The organism is Pseudomonas xanthosomatis (genome assembly GCF_019139835.1).
GTDB lineage: Bacteria > Pseudomonadota > Gammaproteobacteria > Pseudomonadales > Pseudomonadaceae > Aquipseudomonas > Aquipseudomonas fakonensis.
On sequence record NZ_CP077075.1, the window covers coordinates 3,883,650 to 3,907,345 of the forward strand.

Consider the following 23,696-nt stretch of genomic DNA (forward strand, 5'->3'; position numbering starts at 1 on the left):
CGGCGCGTCACCCAGTCACCACCTGATACGCCACCTGATGCGCCTCGGTCGGCAATGGCACCTCCCACTTGAACAGCATGCGGCGGATGTCGTCATTGCGCAGCGAGGTGTCGCGGCGCTGGTTGCGGCGCATGATCTCGGCTTCGGGGCGCTCCAGGTAGACCATCTGCACCTGGGCGTTGTAGCCGTACAGCAAATCCAGCGTGCGGCTGCGCATCTGCGCCGACAGGTGGGTGGAGTTCCACACGAACGGCCGCCGCTCACGCAGCAGCGCCTTGGCCCGGTCGATGGCGTAATGCGCGGCGGCGCCTTCGTTCTGCCCGTGGCGCAGGCCCAGGGCCTGGCGCGCATCGTCGAACGACACCACCGGCAGGTCCGGGTGGTACTTCGCCGTCCACGTGTCCTTGCCGCTGGCCGGCAACCCCGAGAGCATCACCACCTGCGAGCCTTCCGGTTGGTGCAGCGGATAGTCCGGGTGCACCCGGGCGCCGCGCAGGTACTGGATGCGCGTGTAGTCGTCGGCGTAGGCCCGCGGCCCGTGCAGGCAGCCTTCTTCGGCAGCCAGCTCGCGCCACAGCTCAATCGCCGTCAGCACCTCGGCCTTGCCGGTGTAATGACGGCCCTGCATGTCGGCCTCGGCCATGGCGCACAGCATCCACACCGGCAGCTCCCACGACAACTTGTGCAGCAAGAACTCCGCACTGCGCCCGCTGCGGTCGCCCTGCAGGGCGAAGAACGGCAACTGGTGCACGGCGATGATGCGGCACACCTGCTCGCGCAGCTCGAACGGCACCCCGGCGCGCCACAGCAGCAGCCGCGCATCCACCGCACCGCGGCGGGAATGGCCGGGCTGGCCGATGCGCCCGGTGTCGGGGTCGATCACCGTGGTGTCGGGCTTGGCGATGTCGTGCAGCAGTGCGGCGAAAAACAGCACGAAGCGCTGCTCGGCCGTGGCTTGCTGGTAGGCCGGCTGGGCCAGCAGCGCCTCGACCACCAGGCGGGTGTGGATCCACACATCACCCTCAGCGTGGTAGGTCGGGTCTTGCGGGGTGTCGGCCAGGCGCGCCAGGGCCGGGATGGCCGCCAGGCACGCGGCGGCGTCCATGTCGTGCCCGGGTTCGGGCACCAGTTGTAGCAATTGGCGAAATTCCATTTCGAAATACTCCTTCAGTAGCCACGGCGCGGGCCGTGCCAGTCCATGGACAGGCTCGGTGCATAAAGGTCGACGCCGTCGGCCAGTTGATTGGGGATGAACGGTTGGTTGGAGTGGTGCTGGTCGGCATCGAGGATCGCCTGGACGAAGTCCTGGCGAACCCACTTCAAGCGCCCGGTCACCTGCTGCGGCTCTTCAAGCTTCAGGTACAGGCCCTCCATGCGGCTCGAGCGGTCGCACTGGCGCCAGGCGCGGGCCAGGTCCAGGCCTTCGCGCTGCACCACCTGCTCGAATACCTCGCGCCAGCGTTCGGTCTTGGCCAACGAGTCGCCGACCAGCGCCATCAGTTCACTGTGGCGGCGCGGCGCAGGCCCCTCGTACAGCACCGGCACCGACAGCACCGGCCCGCCGTCGAGCAGGCGCCGGCGCGCGGCGGTGCTGAGAAACCGGCCAGTGGCGCGGTCCCACACGTCGAACTCGCAGAAGTAGTGCGGCAGGTGGTCGTAGAACACCGAGTGCTTCTTGTGCAGCCACTCGCCGTACAACACGAAGCGGTCTTCCAGGCGCTCGAGCAGCCAGTGCTCATGAGCCACGGCCCATTGCTTGAACAGGTTGAACTGGCGCTCACGGCCGCCGCCTGTGAGGTAGTGGCCGCGCGATTGCAGGCGCAGTTCGCCGCCTGCGCTGAAGCTGATGCCGGCGTTGGCGCCGTCGAGTTTTTCTTCCACCACCAGCCACTGGCCAGCCAGCGCGCTGTAGCGGACCTGGCCGGCGTCAGTGTCGCCATCCTGCAGGCGCGAGCCTTGCAGGTGGGGGGTACGGGGGTACTTGAGCAGTTCGAGGGTGTGCGAGTCGGCACGAAAATCCATGTTCATGGGTTTCTCCTTGGGAATAGGGAAAAACCGACGACAGGATCAGGCAGGCACAGCGATGAAGCGCTGCCGCGCACGGGCGCGGGCAGCCATCAGGCACGATGGACCGTCGTCGGTATCAGGCTTGTTGGCAGGCGCGGGGCACTGGCTTCACCACTTTGGAAAAGGTTGCTGGGGTTGAGGGCGCGCATTCAACAGCATTAGGGGTGGGTGGGTCAAGCTCGGGGCTCAGGTTCGGTGCTGAAGGCCTGCGCCGTTTCAGCTGGCCCTTGAGCACTCGCAACGGCGGCGCATAGAAGAACCCGAACGACACACTCCCCTTGCGCCCCTTCACCGCATGGTGCAGCTGGTGCGCCCGGTGCAGGCGCTTGAGGTAGCGGTTCACCGGCTTCGGCGCGCGTGGCCAGTGGCGGTGGAAAAAGCCGTCATGGGCCACCACGTAGGCCAGCCCATACCCCGCCACCCCGGCCCCCACCCACTGCAGCGGCGCATACCCGGCCTTGCCCAACGCCACCAGCCCGGCAGCGATCAGCGCCAGGGCCACCAGGTACAGGTCGTTGGTTTCAAGCACGCCCAGGTGCGGCTCATGGTGCGAGCGGTGCAGCCACCAGCCCCAGCCGTGCATCACGTACTTGTGGGCCAGGGTGCCGACGCCCTCCATGGCCACCAGGGTGGCGAACAGCACGGCGAGGTTGTACAGCATGCAAGGGTCCGGGTTCGAGGCGATAACGGGGGACAAGAGTAACATTGCCTCGCCAGGCGCAGGAAAGTTCGCCATGACGCAATTGTCATGATTTCACCCTTGACCCTGCCGGATACCGGGCGTAAGGTCCGCGTCGCAGTTTTACCCCCCCTTTCCTGCACAGGAGCACCCTGCATTGGACAGTAGCCCCAGTCGATTGCGACAGGCCCACACGGCGAGCTAGTCCGGCAGCGTTCCTGCCACTGTCTCGCCGCCCCCGGTAGACGGTGGTTCATTCACCTCCCCTGCTTCTGATCCATACGCCAATCGGCGCCATGGTTCGTGGCCCTGCGCAATCATCGTTTTTGTTTCGCGCCACCTGGCTGTGGCGCCCATGCGGGCCATTGCCCGCAGAACGAGGTTCGCTATGGATTGGAAAGTTTTTCTGCTGCGCGCAAGCGTGGCCCTGCTGCTCGGCGCACTGATCGGCGCCGAGCGCCAACTGCGCCAGCGCCTGACCGGCCTGCGCACCAACGCACTGGTGAGCACCGGCGCCTGCCTGTTCGTGCTGATGACCCAGGCCGTGCCGGGCATGCTGCCAGGTGATGCCTCGCGCATTGCTGCCTATGTGGTGTCGGGTATCGGTTTTCTCGGCGGTGGCGTGATCATGCGCGACGGCTTCAACGTGCGCGGCCTGAATACCGCCGCCACCCTGTGGTGCACCGCCGCAGTGGGCGTGCTGTGCGCCCTCGGCCTGCTGCTGGAGGCGGCGCTGGGCAGCCTGGTGGTGCTGTGCGCCAATATTCTGCTGCGCGACATCGCCCTGCGCCTGGACCGCCAGGAAGTGGTGCTGGCCAGCGAGGCCGAGCAACGCTTCGAGGTGCGTATCGTGTGCCGCGCCGAAGACGAGATCCAGGTGCGCAGCCTGATGCTGCACAGCCTCAGTGACCCAGGCCTGCGCCTGCAATCGCTGCACAGCGAGGACCTGGCCGACGCAACGCGCCTTGAGGTGCGCGCCGAACTGCTGGGTAGCGCACAGGCGCCCACCTCGCTTGAGCGCCTGGTCAGCCGGGTAAGCCTGGAAAAAGGCGTCAGCGCGGTACGCTGGCAATTGCTCGCGCAGCCCTTGGCTGCCGATTAGCCTTCAGCGCGCAGGTGCCGTTCGCGCAACTCCTGACGCTCCTTGGCTTCGATGCACAAGGTCGCCGTTGGCCGTAGCAACAGCCGGCGCAGGCCGATGGGCTCGCCGGTTTCCTCGCACCAGCCGTAGTCGCCACGGGCCAGGCGCTCCAGCGCCTGGTCGATCTTGTCCAGCAGCTTCTTCTCGCGCTCCAACGAGCGCAGTTGCCAGTGGCGCTCCTCTTCGGCGCTGCCGATATCGGCCGGGTCGCTGTGCACTTCGTGTTCGCGCAGGGCGCGGAACTCCTGGTCGATGCGGCTTTGCAGCTCGCCGCGCTGAACCAGCAGCAGGTTGCGAAAATACTGGCGTTGGGGTTCGTTCATGTAGGCGTCGGTGGGTTGGTCGAGCAGTTCGGCTTCGGTCATGGGAGTGAGTCCTGGTGAGGTATGACAAGGGCGGCGGCTAGCGCTCGAACATCAGCGGCAGGCCTTGGCAATGCGCTTGCAATTGGCCCTGGTGCCAGGCCAGCTGGCCGGACACCACGGTGCTGCGCACCACATGGTGGAAGGCCTGGTGCTGAAATGGCGTCCAGCCGCAACGGGCCAGGATCGGGTCATCAGCCACCGGGCGCGGTGCTGCCAGCCGCTCGACCAGCGCCAAATCGGCCCAATACCCCTCGCGCAGGAACCCGCGGTCACGAATGGCGAACAGCTCGGCCACCGCGTGGCTGGTCTTGTGCACCACCTGCGTCAGGCTCAGCGCCCCCTGGCTGACCAGTTCCAGCGCCGCCGGCAGCGCATGCTGCACCAGCGGCAGGCCAGAGGGCGCCTGGGCGTAACTGCGGCGTTTCTCCTCCAGCGTGTGCGGCGCATGGTCGGTGCCGATCACATCGACCCGGTCCTCGGCCAGCGCCCGGCGCAACGCCTCGCGGTCGCTGCCGGTCTTGATCGCCGGGTTGCACTTGATCAAGTGGCCAAGGCTTGCGTAGTCGCTGTCGTCGAACAGCAGGTGGTGCAGGCACACTTCGGCGGTAATGTGCTTGCCCGTCACCGGGCCGGGCTCGAACAATGCCAGCTCCCGCGCAGTGGTCAGGTGCAGCACATGCAGCCGCGTGCCAAATCGCCGGGCCAGCTCCACTGCCAGGCTGGAGGAGCGATAACAAGCCTCGGCATCGCGAATCAGCGGGTGCGCCGCCGGCGGGATGAACTCGCCATGGCGCTCACGCCAGGCGGCTTCGTTGGCCAGAATGCTCGGGGTGTGTTCGCAGTGGGCCAGCACGATGGTCGGGGCATAGACGAACAGCTTTTCCAGCACCTGCGGGTCGTCCACCAGCATGTCACCGGTGGAGGCGCCCATGAACACCTTGATACCGGCCACCTCGCGCGGGTCCAACGCGGCGATGGTGTCGAGGTTGTCGCGGCTGACGCCGAAGTGAAAGCCGTAGTTGGCCACTGAATGGCTGGCCGCCCGCCGTTGCTTGTCGGCCAGCGCCTCGCGGGTGAGCGTGGGCGGGTTGGTGTTGGGCATGTCCATGAAGCTGGTGATGCCCCCCGCCACCGCCGCCCGCGACTCGCTGGCGATGCTGCCCTTGTGCGCCGCGCCGGGCTCGCGAAAGTGCACCTGGTCATCGATCATCCCGGGCAGCAGGTAAGCGCCTGCGGCGTCGATCTCGCGCCGGGCCTGCGCGTGGTAAAGGCTTGCGCCAATACGCTCGATGCGGCCGTGGCGCACCAGCAGGTCGGCGTCGAACACCTGCCCCTCATTGACCAGCCGGGCGTTGCGAACGATCAGATCGTCCATGCTCAAAACTCGTTCTGCAGGGCTTTGTAGCCCTGCACCAGGTCGATGTTGGTGCGCGCCACATCCTCGGAAAACTCTGAAGCCGACACACTGACCGGCGGGTACTTGGCAAGGTCGGTGTGCGGGCCGATGTGCTCGGTGGGCGGCACGTAGAAGCGCGGCGGCAGGTCGCGGCCATCGACCACCGAGTTGTGCCGCACCACGCTGCCGTCGCCGACCTTGCAGTTGAACAGCACGCTGTTGAAGCCGATGAACACCCGGTCGCCTACCTCGCAAGGCCCATGCACGATGGAGCGATGGGCGATGGAGCTGTACTGGCCGATACGCACGGCAGCGCCGGACTTGGAATGAATCACCACACCATCCTGGATGTTCGAATTGGCGCCAATGACGATCGCCTGCATGTCGCCGCTGGCGTCTACCTCGTCGGCACGGATCACCGCGTAGGGGCCGACGAATACGTTGTCGTGGATGATCACCTTGCCGCAGATGATCGCGGTCGGGTCGATGTAGGCCGATATGGCGATTTGCGGGAGGTGGCCGGAGGGGTTCTTGCGGATCACGGTGGGGTGCCTTGCGGAAAGTGGGAATCCACAAATGTTACTTTATAACATTATTCTTGCAACCCCCCGCTTTCTGTACGAGATGGGCTGCGCAGCAGCCCCGGCAATTTTGCATGAAGCCGAGATCTTGGGGCCGCTTCGCGCCCCATCGCGACACGAGGCCGCTTCCCACAGGGACCGTGTTAAATCAATGAGTTGCAGTTTGTTCTATGAGATCCGGCTTGCCGGCGATAGGGCCGAACAGACAGCACAACACATTTGTTCCCACAGAGATCGCGTCAGCGTTTGAGGAGGTCGCAAACAGTTGCGCCCAGAGGGGCCGCATGGCTTTCAGGCCTGGCTTGGAACCTCCACACTCCCCGCCAGGCAATACCGGTCCCGCCCCTGGCGCTTGGCCTGGTACAGCGCGGCATCGGCGGCGGCCATCAGGTTTTCCGGCGTGAACGCTTCCAGCGTCGGCGAACCCACGGCAACCCCGGCGCTGGTCGAGACGATCCCCAGCGGGCTGCCACCATGCTCGATGGCCTGGCGGCGCAGCAGCGCCAGTATTTCCTGCACGATCTGGCTGGCCCCCTGGGCATCGGTGTCGGGCAACAGCAGCGTGAACTCCTCGCCACCATAACGCACCGCCAGATCGCCCGGGCGCTTGAGCGCCTGCTGCAGCAGCTCGGCAAAACGCCGCAGGCATTGGTCGCCAGCCGGGTGACCGTAACGGTCGTTGTAGGCCTTGAAGTAGTCCAGGTCGAGCATCACCAGCGCCAGCGAATACCCCTGCCGGCGCGCCCGGCGGATTTCCGGCTCCAGCACCGCATCCAGCCGGCGCCGGTTGCCCAGCCCGGTGAGGCTGTCGGTCAGGGCCAGGGCCTTGAGGGTCTGGTGGGCCTGGTGCAGCGCGCGCTCGATGGCGATACGCTCGCGCAACTGGCGCAGCACCACCCAGCCAAACGCCGCCAGGCCAATCAGCAGCAACACCAAAACCACCACCGACTTGATCATGTCGTGACGCCACGGCGCGATGATCGACTCGCGCGACAGACCCGCCTCCACCACCAGCGGGTAGCTGCCGAGCGCACGAAAGCCATACAGCCGCGGTGTGCCGTCGACCACCGCCACTGCCTCGGCGACCCCTTCGCTAGCGTATGGCAGGTACTTGCGGAAGATATCGCTGGCCTGCAGGCTGCGGCCGATCACCTGCTCTACGAACGGCCGGCGAACCAGAATGGTGCCGTCGCGCTTGGCCAGCACCAGGGCACCGCGCTCGTCGATCTTGAAGTCGCCGTAGTAGCGTACGAACCAGTCCACCTTGATGGTGCCCAGCAACACCCCGGCAAAGCGCCCGTCGGGGTAGTCCAGGCGCCGCGAGATGGGGATGATCAGATCGCCCGTGGAGCGGCTGCGTACCACCGAGCCGATGCGTACCTGGCGGTCGGTATGGGTGCGGTGGTAGATGAAGTAGTCGCGGTCGGCGTTGTTGGCGCCCGCTGGCACCGCGTCCTGGTCGGTGACCACCCAGCTGCCGTCGGGGGCGTAGACGAACAAACCGTGCAACTGCGGCATGATCCGCGCCTGCTGCTTGAGCAAGGCGTGCAGCCGTGGCCGGTCGATATGCTCGAAGCCGTCGCCCTCCAGGCGTTCGGCCAGCGCAGCGGTGATGGCGTCGACCTGGCGGATGGCGTCCTCGGCATGCTGGGCCGTGGCCCGGGCCAGGTTGGTCACGGCGTTTTCGGCGCTGCTGAAGGCCACCCGGTAGTCACGCCAGATACGCCAGCCCTCCACCAGCACGAAGGCCAGCATGACCACGGCCATGAACCCCAGCACCAGGCGGAACAGCGATACCGCGCGTTGCTCGCTGGTCAGGGCGAAAAGGCCGTCTTCAGGCTGTTTTCTGGCTGCACACATTGAAGTCCCTTGTCATCGAGTGTCTGCCGCCCATGACTATAGCCCAGCGCACCTGCGCGTGGCCTGGCCGGGGCTTGGGCGCGCGGATTGTAGAGGTGCACCCCGGGTGCGGCAATGGCCTGGCCGCAGGCTTTACGGCGATGCCTGTCAGTTAACGGAATCGGGCCGCCATGCGGCCCATCGCGGGCAAGCCCGCTCCCACAGGGGCGTGCAAGGCTTCAAGCTGGCGCTGTACCTGTGGGAGCGGGCTTGCCCGCGAAGGGCTGCAAAGCAGCCCCACTTGTAACGCCAGGGTACCTTTCGGCGCGCCCCGGGCAATCAGATCAAACCTTTGCCCCAGTACCGGGCTCAACCGTACGCGACACTGACGTCGCGCCACCTGCAAAGGAGTTCGCCATGAGCTGCAAAACCCTGTCACTGGCTGTTGCCCTGGCGCTCGGCACGGTACCGGCGGCGTTCGCCGCTTCCGATGATTTCGTCGACGCGGCGGTGGAAGGCGGCATCGCCGAAGTGGTCGCCGGCAAGCTCGCCCTGGAAAAGAGCCAGGCCGCCGATGTGCGCGCCTTCGCCGAGCTGATGGTCAAGGAACACACCGAGGTCAACCAGCAACTGATGGCCCTGGCCCAGCGCCTGGACATCGACATCCCCAACGAGGCGAGCCTCACCGACAAGGCGCGCAAGATGATCCTCGAAATGCGCGACGAGTCGTTCGACCGCGCCTACCTGAACAACCAGGTCGATGCCCACCAGAAGGCGGTCGAGCTGTTCAGGCGTGAGGGTGAGTCGTCCGACAAGCCCGAACTCAAGGCCTTTGCCAACGAAACCCTGCCCAACCTGGAGCAGCACCTGAACATGGCCAAGCAACTGCAGGCCAGCCACGGCAAGTAGGAGGTGTACCCCATGAGCGATAGCGCACTGCAAACCGAACTCTTGACCCGCCTGTTGCACGCCCACCCGCAAGGGCTGGGCAAGGAGATTCTCGACAACTACCGCGGCGAGAAAGCTGTGGCCGGGATGCTCAAGACCCTGCAGGAGCACGGGTTGATCCAAGACGGTAGCGTGAGTGTCGATGACAATCACCAACCGAGCGTGAGCTACCCGATCAAGCTGTCTTCTGCCGGGGTCGAGGCGGCACGCAAGGTCGACGGTTGAACCTGGCAAGGCACCTATCCAAACCCACGTCACCTCGCAGTTCTGCAAGGTGACGCCTGGAGTTCTGCTGGCGCAATCGCTCGACACTGCGGCCAGGGATTGTCTGGCGCACCTGGCGAAAGAGCCGGCCGTCTGAAAAGCCCCACGAACGCCGACGCAGCACGACGCTTCAATGAGCGCAGGGCTACGATCGAGGCTTTCTATCCGTTAACGCCGCCACAACCCTGCGGTCTGCCTGGGGAAGATCCATCATCACCGGCAGCTGCGGGCAAGCATTCGCGGCTGCATGGATGTCGGGCTCAGGGCATCAGCCATCGTTGCGCTTCTCCCGATCCCGGGGAGGCCGTGCCGGGCCTTGGGGGTCGACTTGAGGATCATCGAGGTCGGGCGAGTCCGGGTCGAAGCCCAGATCGTGCTTGCCGGTGGCGTGCTCGGACGAGTGCGGGCCTTTATCGGGCCGACTTTGGCCTGCGGGTGATGGCTTGGTCATGGGTGACTCCTTTCGAAGGTTGTCTACGAAAGAAAGCTGCCGAGGCGTAAAGTTTTATTGGATCGTCGAGCGACACCGGCTTGCCTGCGATGGGGCCGGTTCAGGCAATTCAGGAACTCAACCCAACGCCCCCGGCACATCCACATCGCGCAACACGCCACCGTCCTCGGTATCCAGCCACACCACGCGCTGCCTATGCCGTTGCAGCACCGACCGCGCCCCTTCATCACCACCCAACGCGGCCAGCTCATCCCAGAAATCCCGCCCGAACAACACCGGGTGGCCATTGTGCCCGGCATGGCGCGGCACCACGATGCGTGGCGCAGCTGCCTGGCTGGCCAACTCGCGCAACGTCTGCGGCAAGATCCAGGGCATGTCGCCCAGCACGATGGCCACTGCCGTGGCTTCGCTATCGGCCAGCGACGCAATGCCCGCCGCCAGGCTATGGCCCATGCCCAGCCCTGCATCCGGGCTTGGCACCACCCGGCACTGCGCCGGCAAGCCCAGCTGTGCAGCGCTCTCCCCGGCCCGCAACACCACCCGCACCTCATCGAACACGCCCAAAGCGCGCTCGACGCTGTGCTGCAACAGGCTGCGGCCATCGCCCAGCACGGCCCGGCGCTTGTCGGCGCCAAAGCGCGAGCCCTGCCCCGCCGCCAGCACCAGCGCGACGACCGTCACAGCGCCTCGCGGGCAATGCCGCTACGGGTACGCAGAATGTCGGCGAGCACCGCCAGGGCGATTTCCGCCGGGGTCTTGCTGCCCAGGTTCAGGCCGATGGGCGCGTGGATGCGCGCCATCTCGCCATCACTCAGCCCACCGATACGGCGCAGGCGTTCACGGCGTTTGTCGGAGGTGGCGCGTGAGCCCATCACCCCTATATAGAAAGCTTCGGTGCGTACCGCTTCGAGCATGGCCAGGTCATCGATTTTAGGGTCGTGGGTCAGCGCCACCACTGCAGTGTCGCGGTGGCAGCCGCCATTGGCGATGAACAGCGAGGGCAGTTCACGGCGAATTTCTACCCCGCCCAGCACGACGTTGTCCATCACCTCGTCCCGCGGGTCGCACAGCACCACCTCGAAACCCAGGCCCTTGCCAAACTCGGCGCAAAAATGCGCGACGCTGGAATAGCCCGCCAGCAGCAGGCGCTGGGCAGCGCCGATGCGCAGCCGCACCCGGCCCTCGCCCTGCTGCACCCGTGGCCCCTGGCTGTGGTCGTCGTGCAACAGCAACGCACCGCTGGCCAGATCGACCTCGCGCAGCAAGCGCCGGCGCCCCAGCAGCGCCGCCTCCAGTTGGGCCAGGTGCGCCTGGCTTGTGCAGTCGCCCGGCAGGTTCTCCACCAGCACATCGAGGATGCCCCCGCACGGCAGGCGGATATTGCCACGGCTGTCGCTGCCGTCACCGTAACGCACCACCGCCACGCGGCTGGCAAACTCACCGGCGGCGACGCGCTCGAGGAAATCTTCCTCGACGCAACCGCCGGACAACGAACCAACCCAGTGCCCGCTCTCGCTCACTGCCAGCAGCGAGCCCGGCGCCCGGGGCGCCGAGCCGTAGGTGCAAAGCACCGTGCACAGCCACACGCGCAAGCCATCGCGGGCCCACTGCCCCGCCTGTTGCACCACCTGCAGGTCGAGATGCTGCACGGTTCAGCCCGCCTTCAGCTGGGCCAGCTGCTGTTGGGTGAAGTCGCCCGGCAAACCGCCCCAGGCTTCGCGCAGGTAATTGACCATGTCGGTCAGCTGCTGGTCGTCGAGCTTGTCGGCAAAGCCCGGCATCGGTTGCATGCGCTCGAAGCCTGTGAACTGCTGCTCGCGAATGCCATCGACAATGGCCTTGACCAGGTTGCGCGAATCGCCCTGGCGCAGCACGGTGTTGCCCTGCATGGCCACGGCGATGTGCGGCTTGCCCTCGCCGTCCACGCCATGGCAGCCGGCGCATACGTTCAGGTACTGCTGGCGGCCACGCTTGGCGCTTTCGCCCAGTGTTTCTTGGGCCACCGCCTGCACCACCTTGGCCGCCGGCGGCTGGTCGCCCAGCAGGTAGGTGGCCATGGCCGACAGGTCGCTGTCCTCCAGGTGCTGGGTGCTGTGGTGCACCACCGGGTACATCTCGTTGAACATGCTGCCCTGGGCGCTCATGCCGTGCTTGAGGAAGGTGGCCAGGTCTGCCTGGTTCCAGCCGCGCTCGGCCAGGTCCTTGGCCAGCAGGCTGGGGGCGAGATACCCCATCAGCAGGCCGCCGCTCATGCGTTTGTCCTGCTCCAGGGCGCCGATGGGGTTGCGCGGGGTGTGGCATTCGCCGCAGTGGCCGAGCACCTCGACCATGTACTGGCCGCGCTTCCACGCCTCGCTGTTGCCCTTGCCCTCTTGCACCTGCACGCTTTTGCCGTACAGCAGGTTCCAACCCATCAGGCCGGTGCGCACGTTGAACGGGAAGCTCAGGCTGGTGACCGGGGCCGGCCGGTTGATCGGCGCCACGCTCATCAGGTAGGCGTGGATGGCATCGGAGTCCTCTCGCTTGATCAGGTGGTACGAGGTGTACGGCATTGCCGGGTACAGGTTGGCGCCGTCCTTGCGCTTGCCCTCGGTCAACGCCGCAAAGAACTCATCCTGGCTGTAGGTGCCGATACCGTGCTGCTTGTCCGGGGTGATGTTGGTGCCATAAATGGTGCCGAACGGCGAATGGATCGGCAGGCCGCCGGCATAGGGCGCGCCGCCTTCTGCCGTGTGGCAGGCCATGCAGTCGGCCGCACGGGCCAGGTACTCGCCGCGCTTGATCAAACCTTGATCAGCGGCTTGCACGCCGAGTGCGAACACAGCGCCCATGGCCAGGGCCAGGCTGCTCAGAACACGTGTCATGTTCAGCCCTCCTTGACCAGGCCAAGGTCACCCAACACATCGCGGGTGGCCTCGTAGTAGCGCACGTAGCCGGTGCAACGGCACACGTGGTGACCCAGGCTTGCCTCGATGGCGTCTTCCAGCTCGCTCTTTTTCAGCGGCTTGCGCTGGGCCTTTTCCACCAGCACCGTGGCGGCGTTGACAAAGCCCGGGGCGCAGTAGCTGCACTGGAAGGCGAACTTGTCGACGAACTTTTGCTGGATCGGGTTGAGAGATACCGGGTTACCGGCCTCGTCCAGCTTGGCGTGGCCCTCGATGGTGCGCACCTTCTTGCCTTCAAAATAGTGCGCGCCGGTGATGCAGGTGCGCACCTCCTCACTGGTGCCGTCGGGGTTGTCGACGATCACCACGCAGGCGTGGCAGATGCCCTGGCCGCAGCCCAGGCGGGAGCCGGTGAGGTTCTGGTATTCGTGCAGGTAGTCGAGCATCGCCAGGTCATCGGGGACCACTTCGGTGACGACAGGTTGACCGTTGAGGGTCAGTTGCAGCTTGCGGTCAGCCATTGAGGGCCTCCTTGACACGGGCGGGGGTGATGGGCAAATCGCGAACACGCTTGCCGATGGCATGGGCCACGGCGTTGCCGATGGCGCCGACCACCGGGATCATCACCACCTCGGCAATGCCCTTGGACGGGTCGGTGGGTGACAGCGGCGGCAGAATTTCCGACGTTTGCTTCCACACCGCCACATGCCTGGCCATCGGCAGGCGGTAGCGGTTGAAGTTCCAGTCGCCCTCCCCCGGGCCGCCTTCGTACAGCGGCATTTCTTCCAGCAGCGCATGGCCGATACCCATGGCAATGCCACCTTCGAGCTGGCCCTTGACCAGCTCGGGCACCAGCACCCGGCCGCATTCGACCCAGCTGTGGTGGTTGAGTACCTGCACCTCGCCGCTGCCCTTGTTCACCTTCACCTCGACGATGGTCGCCACCGGGCTGTAGTAGGTGACCATGGCGTTGTTCAACTGGGTGGCCGGGTACTCGGCGTTCTGCCGGTCCAGCAGGTGGAAGCCGGCGCTGCTCATCTGGACTTTCTTGGCGCTGACTGCGCCATCGCCGTATTTCACCGCCAGGGCGTCCAGCGGCAGGCGCTCGCGCACCCCGTCGATGACGAAATCGGCCTCGGCCCAGCTCCAGCGGTTAAAGCCATGCACGCTCGCGCCGGTGACCAGGCCCATTTCGTGGGCTTTTTTCGCAAGCGTTGCAAACGGGATCGGCGCCAGGCCGTTGCCGGTCAGCTCGCCGTTGACCCACACCGCGTTCTCGCGGCGCACCACCAGCGGGTTGGCCTGGCCGCCATACGGCCCCTGGCTCCACAGCGCCATGGCCGCCGGCCACAGGCCGTGGTTGAACAGCACCCGCGCAGCTTCACGGGTGGCGTGGCTGAAGTAGAACGCCGAGTTGGTCGCCGAGGACGGCGAAGCCAGCTTGCCGACCCAGCGCGGGTCGCGCAGCGCGGCGTCCTGCTCGGCCTGGCTGATCAGGTAGGGGTTGCCGCTGGTGCTCAGGGCAAGCTCCGGCCATTCGGTCTGGGCGGTCTGCACATGGTCGGCAACCCGGCCAAGGAAATCGCTGACCACCAGGGCCTGCGAAGTCGACATGCCGGTACCCAGCTCGGTGCCGATATGGCGCAGGGTAATCTGCCCGTCGGCGCTGAACTCGATGGCTGCCATCGGCGCCTCGGAGCCGGTGCCGAAGTCCTTCTGGGTGATGGCAAAGCCCACGCCGTACCAGTTGTCGTGGTCCTTGGCGTCCTCGGCGCGCTTGCGCGCATCGCGGTTTTTCCACCATTCATGCTCGGCGGCCTTGTCGAGGATCTCGTGCAGGCGCAGGGCACCGGCAGGCACCGCACCCTGGGTGTTCTTCATGCCCGACTTGAGCGCGTTCTTGCGCCGCAGCTCGATGGCATCGACGCCCAGGCGGCCCGCAATCTCATCCACCATCATTTCGGTGGCGGCCATGCTCTGCAGGGTGCCGTAGCCACGCATGGAGCCAGCCTCGACGCCGCGCGAGTGGTAGGCGGTCACCGACAGGTCGTTCTGCGGCATGTAGTAGATCGACTGCGCGGCAGTGGCGCCCACCGCCGCCACTGACGGGCTGTAGTTGATACGCCCGCCGCCATCGACGGTCATTTCGGCGCGGAAAATCTTGAAGCTCATGTCACGTTTGTCTACCGCCAGCTGGTAGCGGATATCGAACGGGTGGCGCTTGATGCCGCTCTGGAACTGCTCGTAGCGGTCGTTGGCCAGGCGAATCGGCACCCCGGCGCCGTACAGCGCAGCCACGGCGGCGTAGAACACGAAGATGTTGTTGTCCTTGGAGCCGTAACCGACGGTGTAGCCCGGGTGCATGTTCAGGTGTTTCAGGGCAAAGCGCGACGGCTTGATCATGTGCACGCACTCCTGCGCCACTTCGAACGGGCACTGGGTGGCCACGACGAAATGCAGGGTGCCGGTGGCCGGGTCGTACCAGCCGTTGCCGTTGTCCGGCTCAAGTGCCGCCGGCTCGATGGACGGGGTTTTGTAGCGCTCGTCGAACAGCAGCCAGTCTTCAGGCGGCGCCTTGAGCTGCTGGTCGATGTGCCGGGCGTAGAACATGCCCTGCTCGGTGAGGTTGCCGTGCTGCTTGGGTTCGGCGGTCCATACCGGCTTGCGGGCCAGGATGGTGGGGAACAGCATGGTGTTCTTCAGGCTTGAGTATTCGTCCTCGTCGAACGGCGTGTTGCCGCCCACCCGCACGAAACGGAAGCTCCCGTAAGGGTCGCGCTGGTACAGCGGGGCTTGTGAGCCGTAGCGGATCGCCTGGTCGTTGAACTGCAGCTTGGCCTTGGCCTTGCGGTAGCGCTCAAAATCGTTCCAGATCAGGATAGCCACCGGGTGGCCGATGAACATCGGCACCTGGCCGGGCGGGAGCAGCGGGTCTGGCGAGTGGGCTTCGGGCCAGGCGATGCCGTCCTTTTTCAGGTCGTCGGCAGTGACGATGCGGTCCGGCTGCAGGCCGGCGCCCAGCAGCGCGAGGTCAAAGCCTGCGTAGATGCGGTCGGCCTTGATGGCCTTGAGCAGCATGGCGTGGCCCTGCTGTTGCGGCCAGCCGGGCATGTCCTTGGCGCGGATATCGCGGGCGAACACCTTGTTGCCGCACACCTTCGACAGCGCGTCGTTACGAAAACGCGCCTGGCCGTCGTGCTTCATCCACTTCTGCGGCGAGGTGGTGACGCGGTTTTCCATCAGGGCGGCGAACGCCTGGCTGCCGAGCGGCGCCAGGGTCACGCCGACACCGGCCACCAACCCGCCTTGCAGGAACGAGCGCCGGGAAATATCACGGTTGGACATGGTTGATCCTCGGGGCAGTCAGGTGCTGCCCTTGTTTTTCTGATGCGTGTGGCTGCGCACTGTCAGCCTGAGGCCGCGCACGATCACAAAAACTGACCTTTAAGTCAAGATCAACATCTTGTTACACCGCCGGAAGTCAACCGGGCAACTTGTCGCGGGCTCAAACCCGAATGGCGCTCCTACAAAGCGACCGCGTTCCCCTTCAAACCAATTAAAGGCAATCTGCCATCAGTCATTGCGCTGTCATCTTTCTGTCGTATTTTTCAAAGACCACCCAGGGCCGGGGATACCAGCAGTGATCAGGCGTTCTCTCTCTTGCGCAGGGCTGCTGCCGCTGCTGCTGTCGATGTCGTGCGTACTCACCCTGACCTTTCTGTGGGGCCTGCACATCAACCAGAAGGCCGCCTCGCGTCAGGATGCGTTGTCGGCAAAAGCCGCCGAACACCTCAACCTTGCAAGCATCGTCGGGGAAAACCTGCGCCAGCTGGTGGACCGCGCCCAAGCCGTCGGGCGTGTCACCCAGGACGACATGAAACGCCTGCGCCGAGGCAACCTGAGCCTGGCCCGGCTGCTGGCCGAAGACCCGGTGTTCAAGCGCATGAGCCTGTACGACCACAACGGCCGGCTGCTCTCGTCCAGCCATAACGACGAACCCGAGCAACTGCCCCAGGCCTGGCTCGATCAGTTGAAAACCCATGTGTCGCACTACGGTTTCAAGGCCTTTCTGCCGCGCACCACGCCACCCGCCAACCCCTCTGCCCTGCCCAACTGGCGCCTGCCATTCCTGCTGCCGCTGACCGACCTGCCGGGCCGGGAGATCGACAACATCCTGGTGGTGCAACTGGATATCGGCTACCTGGCGGTGCTGTTCCAGCACATCGACCTGGGCAAGACCGGCCTGGTGCGCCTGCTCCAGGACGATGGCCAGGAGCGCCTGCGCATCGACACCAGCGGCGTGGTGGTGGCCGGTGAAACCCTGGTACCCGGCCTGCCGGGCACAGGGGACGACAGCGGCCAGCTCACCCAATACAGTCTCGAAGGCGCCTACCAGAGCCTGTACCGCCGGGTGCCCGAACGTGGTTTCAGCGTGGTGGTGAGCCAGCGCCACGACGAAATCCTCGCCCCCTCGGCGCTCACCGTCAGCCGGCAGTTGTGGCTGAACGTCGCCATGACCCTGCTGATTCTGGCCAGCCTCACCTGGGGCCTGCGCCTGCTGCACAAGCGCCAGGAGGCGTTCGGCGAGCTGGAGCGCGCCCAGCAGGTCAACCAGCAACTGATCGACCGCCTGGAAGACGAGCACCGGCGCAGCAGCCACGCCGCCGCCACCGACCACCTGAGCGGCCTGCACAACCGCCGCCAGTTCGTCGAGGTGGCCGCCCAGGCGCTGACCCAGCAACGCGGCAAGCGCCGGCTGATGGCGATCCTGTTCATCGACATGGACCGCTTCAAGTCGATCAACGATTCACTCGGGCACAAGGTCGGCGACCTGCTGCTGCAAGCCGTGGCCGGGCGCATCCAGCGCCTGCTCGAACCCGGCGACGAAGCCTCGCGCTTTGGTGGCGACGAGTTCGTGGTGCTGCTGGCAGGCACCCGCAGCGAAGAGCAGATAGACGCCTGGGTGCGGGCGCTGGTCGACAAGCTCTCGGCCACCTACGCCCTCGACGGCCAGGAGGTCAACACCAGCCCCAGCGTGGGCGTGAGCATCTGCCCGCGCGATGGCCAGGACATCGACACGCTGATCCGCTGCGCCGACGCCGCCATGTACTCGGCCAAGCAAGCCGGGCGTGCGCAGTACCGTTTCTTCGACCCGTCGCTGAACCTGTCCGACATCCAGGCCTTTACCCTCGAGCAGGCCTTCGGGAGCGCCCTGGCCGAGCGCCAGTTCGTACTCCACTACCAACCGCAGATTCGCCTGGACACCTTGCAGGTGCTGGGCTACGAAGCCCTGGTGCGCTGGCAGCACCCCGAATTCGGCCTGCTCTACCCCGACCGTTTCATCGGCATGGCCGAGCGCAGCGGTTTTATCGTCGACCTGGGCTGGGAGGTGCTGCGCCTGGCCTGCGAAGAACTGGCCCGCTGGGATGCCAGCGAGCAGGACGCGCGCCTGGCGGTGAACGTGTCGGCCCTGCAACTGCGCCAGCCAGACTTCAGCGACCGCCTGCTGGCCGAGCTTGAGTACTACGGCATCCGCGCCAGCCGCCTGGAGCTGGAAATCACCGAAACCACGGTGCTCGAGCCCGAGGGCACTGCGGTTGAGCACCTGTACCGCCTGCGCGCAGCCGGCATCGGCATCAGCCTGGACGACTTCGGCCGCGGCTATGCCGGCTTTGCCCACCTGCAATCGCTACCGCTGTCCAAGCTCAAAATCGACCGGGCGCTGATCGCCCCGCTGTCCAACAGCTACGACGACAGCCCCATCGTGTCCTCGACCATCATCCTGGCCAAGCGCCTGGGCCTTGAGGTGGTCGCCGAAGGCGTCGAGACCCGCGAGCAGGTGGTGTGCCTGAAGCTCGCTGGCTGCGACATCGCCCAGGGTTACCACTTCAGCCGGCCGCTGTCGCCGGCGCAGTTGCACGACTACCCGCCTTTCAACGGCACCGAGGAGAAGGCATGCGTGTACTGACAACACTGGGCGCCGTGGCACTGGCGCAACTGCTTGCCGGCTACACGCTGGCCAACTGCGCGCCCCACGCCCTGCGCCTGGCAGTGATCCCGATCAAAAGCGTCGAAGACATGACCCGCGAGCACCAGCCGCTGCTGGCGCGCCTGGGCAAGGCGGCCGGGGTGCCGGTGGAACTGGTGGTCAGCGGCTCCTACGAAAGCGTGGTGGATGCGATCGTTTCCGGCGGTGCCGACATCGCCCGGCTGGGCCCGGCGTCGTACATCCTCGCCCACCGCCGCGACCGGCGTATCGAGCCGTTTGCCACCTTCACCCTCGGCGGCGGCACCTACACGCTGGCCGGCAATCATTACCAGGCGCTGCTGCTGACCCGCTCTGGCGGCCCTGCCAGTACCAGCGCATTGCGCGGCACCCGGGTGGCACTCAGCGACCCGGCCAGCACCTCAGGCAGCCTGGTACCCAGCGTCGAATTTGCCGGCCTGGTGGGCACGCCGTTGCGGAGCTATTTCGGTTCGCTGGTGTATGCCGGCAACCATGACAAGGCCATGGAGGCGCTGCTCGAAAGCCGGGTAGATGCAGCCTTCGTCGCCAGCGAGCAGGCCGATGCCTACCTGGCGAGCCACAGCGTCGACCCCAAGCGCCTGCAGGTGCTGTGGCGTTCCGAGCCGATCTACTACGACCCCTATGTGTTCAGTGCCAGCCTGTGCCCGGCGCTGAAAAAGAAACTGCGCAAAGCCATGCTCGAAGACCCCAAGGCCCTGGCAGGGTTCGTCGCCTCCCAGGAAGCCACCGGGCTGGTGCCGGTGGGGCACAAGGAGTATGCGGGGCTGGAGAAAATGATGGAGGCGTCGCTGCAGCCTTGAGGCATTTTCCAAAAGCTGGCGCGGTCCCTGTAGGAGCGGCCTTGTGCCGCGATGGGGCGCGAAGCGGCCCCCACAATGTTGCATGATGCCGGAATCTTGGGCTGCTGCGCAGCCCATCGCGGCACAAGGCCGCTCCTACAGGGGCCGCGCCTGCATTCAGATGAGGCCCCTGGCAACCTGCCACAACCGCGCCACATCCGCCGCCCGCGCCTTCAGCAACCCCTCGGCCCCGGCGCACGCCTGTTCCAGGCTCATCGGCCCGCTGGCCAGGGCAAACGCAGCATCGATGCCATGGGCATACAACTGCTCGTAACCGGCCCCCAAGGTGCCGGCCAGCACCACCACCGGCACGCCGTGACGCTTGGCCACCCGCGCCACCCCCAACGGCGTCTTGCCGCGCAGGGTCTGGGCATCGAAGCGCCCTTCCCCGGTAATCACCAAGTCCGCGCCCTGTACCAGCGCATCCAGCCCGGCCAGCTCAGCCACCACCTCAACGCCAGGGCGGAACCGCGCGCCCATGAACGCCTTGGCCGCAAAGCCCATGCCACCGGCCGCACCGCTGCCCGGCTCGTCACGTACATCCTTGCCCAGCAGTTGCGCGCAGTGGTCGGCAAAATGGCCCAGGGCCTGGTCCAGCAGTTGCACCTGCTCGGGGCTTGCCCCCTTCTGCGGGCCGAAGATCGCCGAGGCGCCGTTAGGGCCGCACAACGGGTTGTCGACATCGGCCGCCACCTCCACCTGCACCTCGGCCAGGCGCGGGTCGAGGTCGCTGGCATCGATGCGCGCCAGTTGCGCCAGCGCCAGGCCACCCTCTGCCAGCGGCTGCCCGGCGGCATCCAACAGACGTAGGCCAAGGGCGCGCAGCATGCCGCTGCCACCGTCGTTGGTGGCACTGCCACCGATGGCCAGGACGATACGCCTGGCACCGGCCGCCAAAGCCGAGGCGATCAGCTCGCCAGTGCCCCAGGTGCTGCTGCGGCAGGCATCGCGCTGCTGGCTGGGCAGTAGTTGAATGCCGCTGGCCTGGGCCATCTCGATCACCGCCGTGCGGCTGTCGGCCAGCCAGCCCCAGCTGGCCTCGACGCTTGCGCCCAACGGGCCGCGCACGGCCTGCCGGCGCTGCTCGCCGTGGCTGGCCGCGACGATCGCCTCCATGGTGCCCTCGCCACCGTCGGCCATGGGGCACTGCACCCGCTCGGCATCAGGCCACACCTCGGCCAGGCCGTCGGCAATGGCACGGGCGACGCCGGCGGCGTCGAGGCTGTCCTTGAACGAGTCGGGGGCAATGACGATTTTCATGGGGGGATTCTCCTGTCTTGTACCGCGCATGCTGACAGTTGCGTGACAGGCCGGCCTCGGTCGAATGCACAAAAACCGGGGCCGGTTGTTTGGGCGGATGCAGGGCGGCCTGGCGTCTTACCCCGACCATGCAGCACTACGCCCATGCCTTCCACTTGCTGGCTGTGAAGATCCCTCCAAGCAGAAATGGCTATGAGGCAACTGGCATTATTGTCAGTTGTTGCCATGCGCGGACGTGATTACGGTGAATCACAGGTACAAGTAAGGAGTGTTTGAATGAACAGTATCAAAAGAGCCGGCCACCTCGACCCAGCCTATGGCAATAACGGGATTGCGCCTGTGCCGGCCAGGGGATTATCGCCAGACGTCCACACCCTGCAGGTCTTCCCTGCCGCTGCCCAGCCTGGGTTCGGCATGGCCTTCTACGGCTTCAACCCTGACGACCCAGCCAAGGAGAATGGGCTGTTCACGCGCGTGAATCAAAATGGCAGTTGGGACAGCAGTACCGGGCATGTTCCGGTGACGCCCCTCGCAACACCGGTGCCGTACTGGAACCATGAATATACGACGATGCTGCACTCCCCTCTTGATGGGGAAGAGCGTTTCTTGACGTCATCATTGATCATATATATCTGCGACAATGGTGACGTCAGTATCCATCTGGCAATAGGCAGTTATGACAAGGCCTTCCAGCCAACCAAAGGATTCGGTGAAAACGGTATCAGCCTGCCGCCTCCTTATTGGCCAGATCAACGAAGGTATTCGCCTGCATCGGCCGTTGCGCCTCAAACAAACAAGCGCCTTGACGCTCGGGCTGTGGACTACAGGGGTACACAGCTAGGGTTGAGTGCGGGGAAGGTGAAGGCGATCTTTGAAGGTGGTTTCGCAGGAGCGCAAGGCAGTGACAAACACACCTGGTGCCTGCAAATCGACCCAGCTACTGGCGAACCCGCCCCCGGGCTTGGAGCCAATGGTACCGAGAGCTTATTGGCACTACCCCTGCGAAACGGGCTCCGCATCGCTCCTTGTCGGGCCGCGTTCCTTGATGATGGTAGTTTCTTGCTGTTGGCGACCGCCGGCGACAAAGCGTACCTGCAGCGCTTCAAGCCAAACGCAACATTGGATAAATCATTTGCCGCAAATACAGGGTTCATTGAGTTACCGTACAGGTCAGGCAGGTTTGGCATGGCCGTTCGCGACAACTTGGTGGTCATCAGCAGTGCAGCCCGGCTCGGAGAAAACGCGCCCACTTACTTGTATGGCTTTACGCTAAGCGGCAAGCCTGTACCAGACTTTACTCGCATAATCTCGTTACCGTTGCCGGGCGCCCTGATGCTCGAACACGCCCAATTTGACAATCAAGGCCGGCTGGTACTTGCAGGCCGGAGGGTGTTCAAAGCCGATCACGACCCCTACCTGCATAGTGAAATGCGCGTGGCCCGATTGCTGAGCTCCGGTGAAACGGATCTGGGTTTCGGCGACGCCGGCTTCACCCCGGCAGATCCACTGCTCAGTGCCGCGAACGGGCTCTATGTCGATGACGACGGAATCAGTGTGCTGGCTGTCTTCCCCGTTTCGCTGACCGCCCCGTTCTACGAGGTCATTGCACGCTTCCAGTCTTGAGGGGCTCCAACGCTTGGCCTGTCACCAGAAAAGTCCCACCACCAAGCTGCGCCAGGCGCTGTAAGGTCAGCCCTGAATGATACCGCCAGGTGCTTGAGCCAAGGCGGATTGGCGTAAGTCAATCCACCGGCAGCAACTGCAACCCCAGGTACAGGCTTAGCATGCCCTCCATGCGCAGCGGGTCCACCTCGCCCACCTCGGCGATGCGTTCCAGCCGGTAGCGCAAGCTGTTGCGGTGAATCCCCAAGGTATCGGCACACGCCTGGCTCTGCCCGTCATGGGCGCACCAGGCGCGCAGCGTTGCCAACAGCTGGCCGCTGGCGTCCCTGGCACGGATGCGCAGCAAAGGCTCAAGCAGCTCATCCAGGGCGTCGTCGTTACGGTGGCGCCACAGCAACGCCGGCAGGCGATAACGGCCCAGGCTAAGCAGGCGCTCGCTGGGCAGCACCTCACGGCCATAGGCCAGCAAATCGCGCACCCGGCGGTAGCCACGGCGTAATTGTTCGAGGCTTTGCGCCGGGCTGCCCAAGGCCAGCCGTTCGACTTCCCAGCCGTGGCGCTGCAGGCGCTCGAACAGGCGCGTTTCGTCCACCGCAGCCACTGCCGGGCGGCACCACAGCAACGACTGGCGCGCCGGGCTCACGCACCAGCTGTCGGGGAAGCGGCTCATCAGCCAGGCCGACAGCGCCTCGGCCGGCGGCCCGGACTTCAGCTCGAACAGGCAAGGCACCCGCGGCAGGTTGGGTTTCAAACCCAGCTGCTGCGCTTCATCCACCAGCCGCGGCGACTCGCCCGAACCGCCCAGCAGCAACGCCAGCAGGTCATCACAGCGCTGGCGCCGCCACTGCTGCTCTACCTGCAGGTGGCGTTGGGCCAGCAGCATCTCGGCGGTCATGCGCACCAACTCGCCGTAGGTGCGCAACTGCTGCGGCTCGCCGGTCAGGCCCAGCACGCCGATCAGCCGGCCATCGAGCATCAGCGGCAAATTGACCCCGGGCTGCACGCCCTTCAGGCATTTGGCGGCCTCGCCGTCCAGCTCGACGATGCGCCCGTTGGCCAGCACCAGTTGCGCGCCTTCATGGCGGGTATTGATACGCTCGGCCTCGCCGCTGCCCAGGATCAGCCCCTGGCTGTCCATCACATTCACGTTGCAAGGCAAAATGGCCATCGCCCGGTCGACGATGTCCTGGGCCAGCGCGTGGTCCAGTTCGAACATGCAGGGTTCCTTAAGGTTTGGTCGCCGGCACAGCAGCTTTGAGCCCTGCCTGTGCAAAAGCACAAAGACAGCCGCGCTACACTCCCCGAGACTCGTCAAGGCGAGCGCCGGCTA

21 protein-coding genes are annotated in these 23,696 nt (G+C 65.6%); 6 read left to right on the plus strand and 15 right to left on the minus strand.

The window, feature by feature from the left end; all coding sequences use genetic code 11:
* Positions 1-7: 7 nt before the first annotated feature.
* The 3 genes from KSS93_RS17290 to KSS93_RS17300 form a co-directional block, all read right to left on the minus strand.
* On the minus strand, positions 8-1,153 hold the full coding sequence (locus KSS93_RS17290) for an AAA family ATPase (protein WP_217885200.1): 1,146 nt from the start codon (positions 1,151-1,153) through the stop codon (positions 8-10).
* A 14-nt stretch (positions 1,154-1,167) separates the two neighbouring features.
* Positions 1,168-2,028: an RNA ligase family protein gene (locus KSS93_RS17295; RefSeq protein ID WP_217885201.1), complete on the minus strand. Its 861-nt coding sequence runs from the start codon at positions 2,026-2,028 to the stop codon at positions 1,168-1,170.
* A gap of 115 nt (positions 2,029-2,143) precedes the next feature.
* Positions 2,144-2,728, minus strand: coding sequence for a sterol desaturase family protein (locus KSS93_RS17300; RefSeq protein ID WP_217885202.1), 585 nt, complete (start codon positions 2,726-2,728; stop codon positions 2,144-2,146).
* A gap of 406 nt (positions 2,729-3,134) precedes the next feature.
* Here KSS93_RS17300 and KSS93_RS17305 point away from each other — a divergent pair, with 406 nt between their 5' ends.
* Complete coding sequence (locus tag KSS93_RS17305) at positions 3,135-3,848, plus strand: MgtC/SapB family protein (protein WP_217885203.1); 714 nt, start codon at positions 3,135-3,137, stop codon at positions 3,846-3,848.
* On the opposite strand, the gene dksA is transcribed toward KSS93_RS17305, so the two are convergent.
* The 4 genes from dksA to KSS93_RS17325 form a co-directional block, all read right to left on the minus strand.
* A complete protein-coding gene (gene dksA, locus KSS93_RS17310; protein WP_217885204.1) occupies positions 3,845-4,252 on the minus strand; it encodes an RNA polymerase-binding protein DksA in 408 nt (135 codons plus the stop codon). The genes KSS93_RS17305 and dksA overlap by 4 nt on opposite strands.
* Before the next feature lie 37 nt (positions 4,253-4,289).
* Positions 4,290-5,627 carry a dihydroorotase gene (locus KSS93_RS17315; protein WP_217885205.1) on the minus strand — a complete coding sequence of 446 codons (1,338 nt, stop codon included), beginning with the start codon at positions 5,625-5,627 and terminating at the stop codon, positions 4,290-4,292.
* Positions 5,628-5,629: 2 nt separating this feature from the next.
* Positions 5,630-6,190 carry a gamma carbonic anhydrase family protein gene (locus KSS93_RS17320; protein WP_217885206.1) on the minus strand — a complete coding sequence of 187 codons (561 nt, stop codon included), beginning with the start codon at positions 6,188-6,190 and terminating at the stop codon, positions 5,630-5,632.
* Positions 6,191-6,520: 330 nt separating this feature from the next.
* A complete protein-coding gene (locus KSS93_RS17325; protein WP_217885207.1) occupies positions 6,521-8,089 on the minus strand; it encodes a sensor domain-containing diguanylate cyclase in 1,569 nt (522 codons plus the stop codon).
* 396 nt (positions 8,090-8,485) lie between these two features.
* Between KSS93_RS17325 and KSS93_RS17330 the strand changes: the two genes are divergently transcribed.
* A complete protein-coding gene (locus KSS93_RS17330) occupies positions 8,486-8,977 on the plus strand; it encodes a DUF4142 domain-containing protein (RefSeq protein WP_217885208.1) in 492 nt (163 codons plus the stop codon).
* 12 nt (positions 8,978-8,989) lie between these two features.
* Positions 8,990-9,241 carry a hypothetical protein gene (locus KSS93_RS17335; RefSeq protein ID WP_217885209.1) on the plus strand — a complete coding sequence of 84 codons (252 nt, stop codon included), beginning with the start codon at positions 8,990-8,992 and terminating at the stop codon, positions 9,239-9,241.
* Positions 9,242-9,548: 307 nt separating this feature from the next.
* Here the strand turns inward: KSS93_RS17335 and KSS93_RS17340 are convergent, their stop codons facing one another.
* The 6 genes from KSS93_RS17340 to KSS93_RS17365 form a co-directional block, all read right to left on the minus strand.
* Positions 9,549-9,731 carry a DUF6021 family protein gene (locus KSS93_RS17340; RefSeq protein ID WP_217885210.1) on the minus strand — a complete coding sequence of 61 codons (183 nt, stop codon included), beginning with the start codon at positions 9,729-9,731 and terminating at the stop codon, positions 9,549-9,551.
* 117 nt (positions 9,732-9,848) lie between these two features.
* Positions 9,849-10,412 carry a nucleotidyltransferase family protein gene (locus KSS93_RS17345; protein ID WP_217885211.1) on the minus strand — a complete coding sequence of 188 codons (564 nt, stop codon included), beginning with the start codon at positions 10,410-10,412 and terminating at the stop codon, positions 9,849-9,851.
* Entirely contained in the window at positions 10,409-11,380 is a 972-nt protein-coding gene (locus KSS93_RS17350) for an XdhC family protein (RefSeq protein ID WP_217885212.1), read from the minus strand. Before KSS93_RS17350 ends, KSS93_RS17345 begins: the two co-directional genes overlap by 4 nt.
* Positions 11,381-11,383: 3 nt before the next feature.
* Positions 11,384-12,595: a cytochrome c gene (locus tag KSS93_RS17355; RefSeq protein WP_217885213.1), complete on the minus strand. Its 1,212-nt coding sequence runs from the start codon at positions 12,593-12,595 to the stop codon at positions 11,384-11,386.
* Positions 12,596-12,597: 2 nt separating this feature from the next.
* Positions 12,598-13,137 (minus strand): (2Fe-2S)-binding protein, encoded by a 540-nt coding sequence (locus tag KSS93_RS17360; protein ID WP_217885214.1) that lies wholly within the window; start codon positions 13,135-13,137, stop codon positions 12,598-12,600.
* Entirely contained in the window at positions 13,130-15,961 is a 2,832-nt protein-coding gene (locus tag KSS93_RS17365; RefSeq protein ID WP_217885215.1) for a xanthine dehydrogenase family protein molybdopterin-binding subunit, read from the minus strand. The genes KSS93_RS17360 and KSS93_RS17365 overlap by 8 nt, the downstream gene beginning before the upstream one ends.
* Positions 15,962-16,256: 295 nt before the next feature.
* Here KSS93_RS17365 and KSS93_RS17370 point away from each other — a divergent pair, with 295 nt between their 5' ends.
* Complete coding sequence (locus KSS93_RS17370) at positions 16,257-18,584, plus strand: bifunctional diguanylate cyclase/phosphodiesterase (RefSeq protein WP_217885216.1); 2,328 nt, start codon at positions 16,257-16,259, stop codon at positions 18,582-18,584.
* Entirely contained in the window at positions 18,572-19,444 is an 873-nt protein-coding gene (locus KSS93_RS17375) for a phosphate/phosphite/phosphonate ABC transporter substrate-binding protein (protein ID WP_217885217.1), read from the plus strand. The genes KSS93_RS17370 and KSS93_RS17375 overlap by 13 nt, the downstream gene beginning before the upstream one ends.
* 156 nt (positions 19,445-19,600) lie before the next feature.
* Here KSS93_RS17375 and KSS93_RS17380 read toward each other — a convergent pair whose 3' ends face one another.
* Complete coding sequence (locus KSS93_RS17380; RefSeq protein WP_217885218.1) at positions 19,601-20,743, minus strand: glycerate kinase; 1,143 nt, start codon at positions 20,741-20,743, stop codon at positions 19,601-19,603.
* A 276-nt stretch (positions 20,744-21,019) separates the two neighbouring features.
* Here KSS93_RS17380 and KSS93_RS17385 point away from each other — a divergent pair, with 276 nt between their 5' ends.
* On the plus strand, positions 21,020-22,366 hold the full coding sequence (locus tag KSS93_RS17385) for a hypothetical protein (protein WP_217885219.1): 1,347 nt from the start codon (positions 21,020-21,022) through the stop codon (positions 22,364-22,366).
* A 118-nt stretch (positions 22,367-22,484) separates the two neighbouring features.
* Here KSS93_RS17385 and KSS93_RS17390 read toward each other — a convergent pair whose 3' ends face one another.
* Entirely contained in the window at positions 22,485-23,582 is a 1,098-nt protein-coding gene (locus tag KSS93_RS17390; protein WP_217885220.1) for a sugar diacid recognition domain-containing protein, read from the minus strand.
* Between the last annotated feature and the right edge of the window lie 114 nt (positions 23,583-23,696).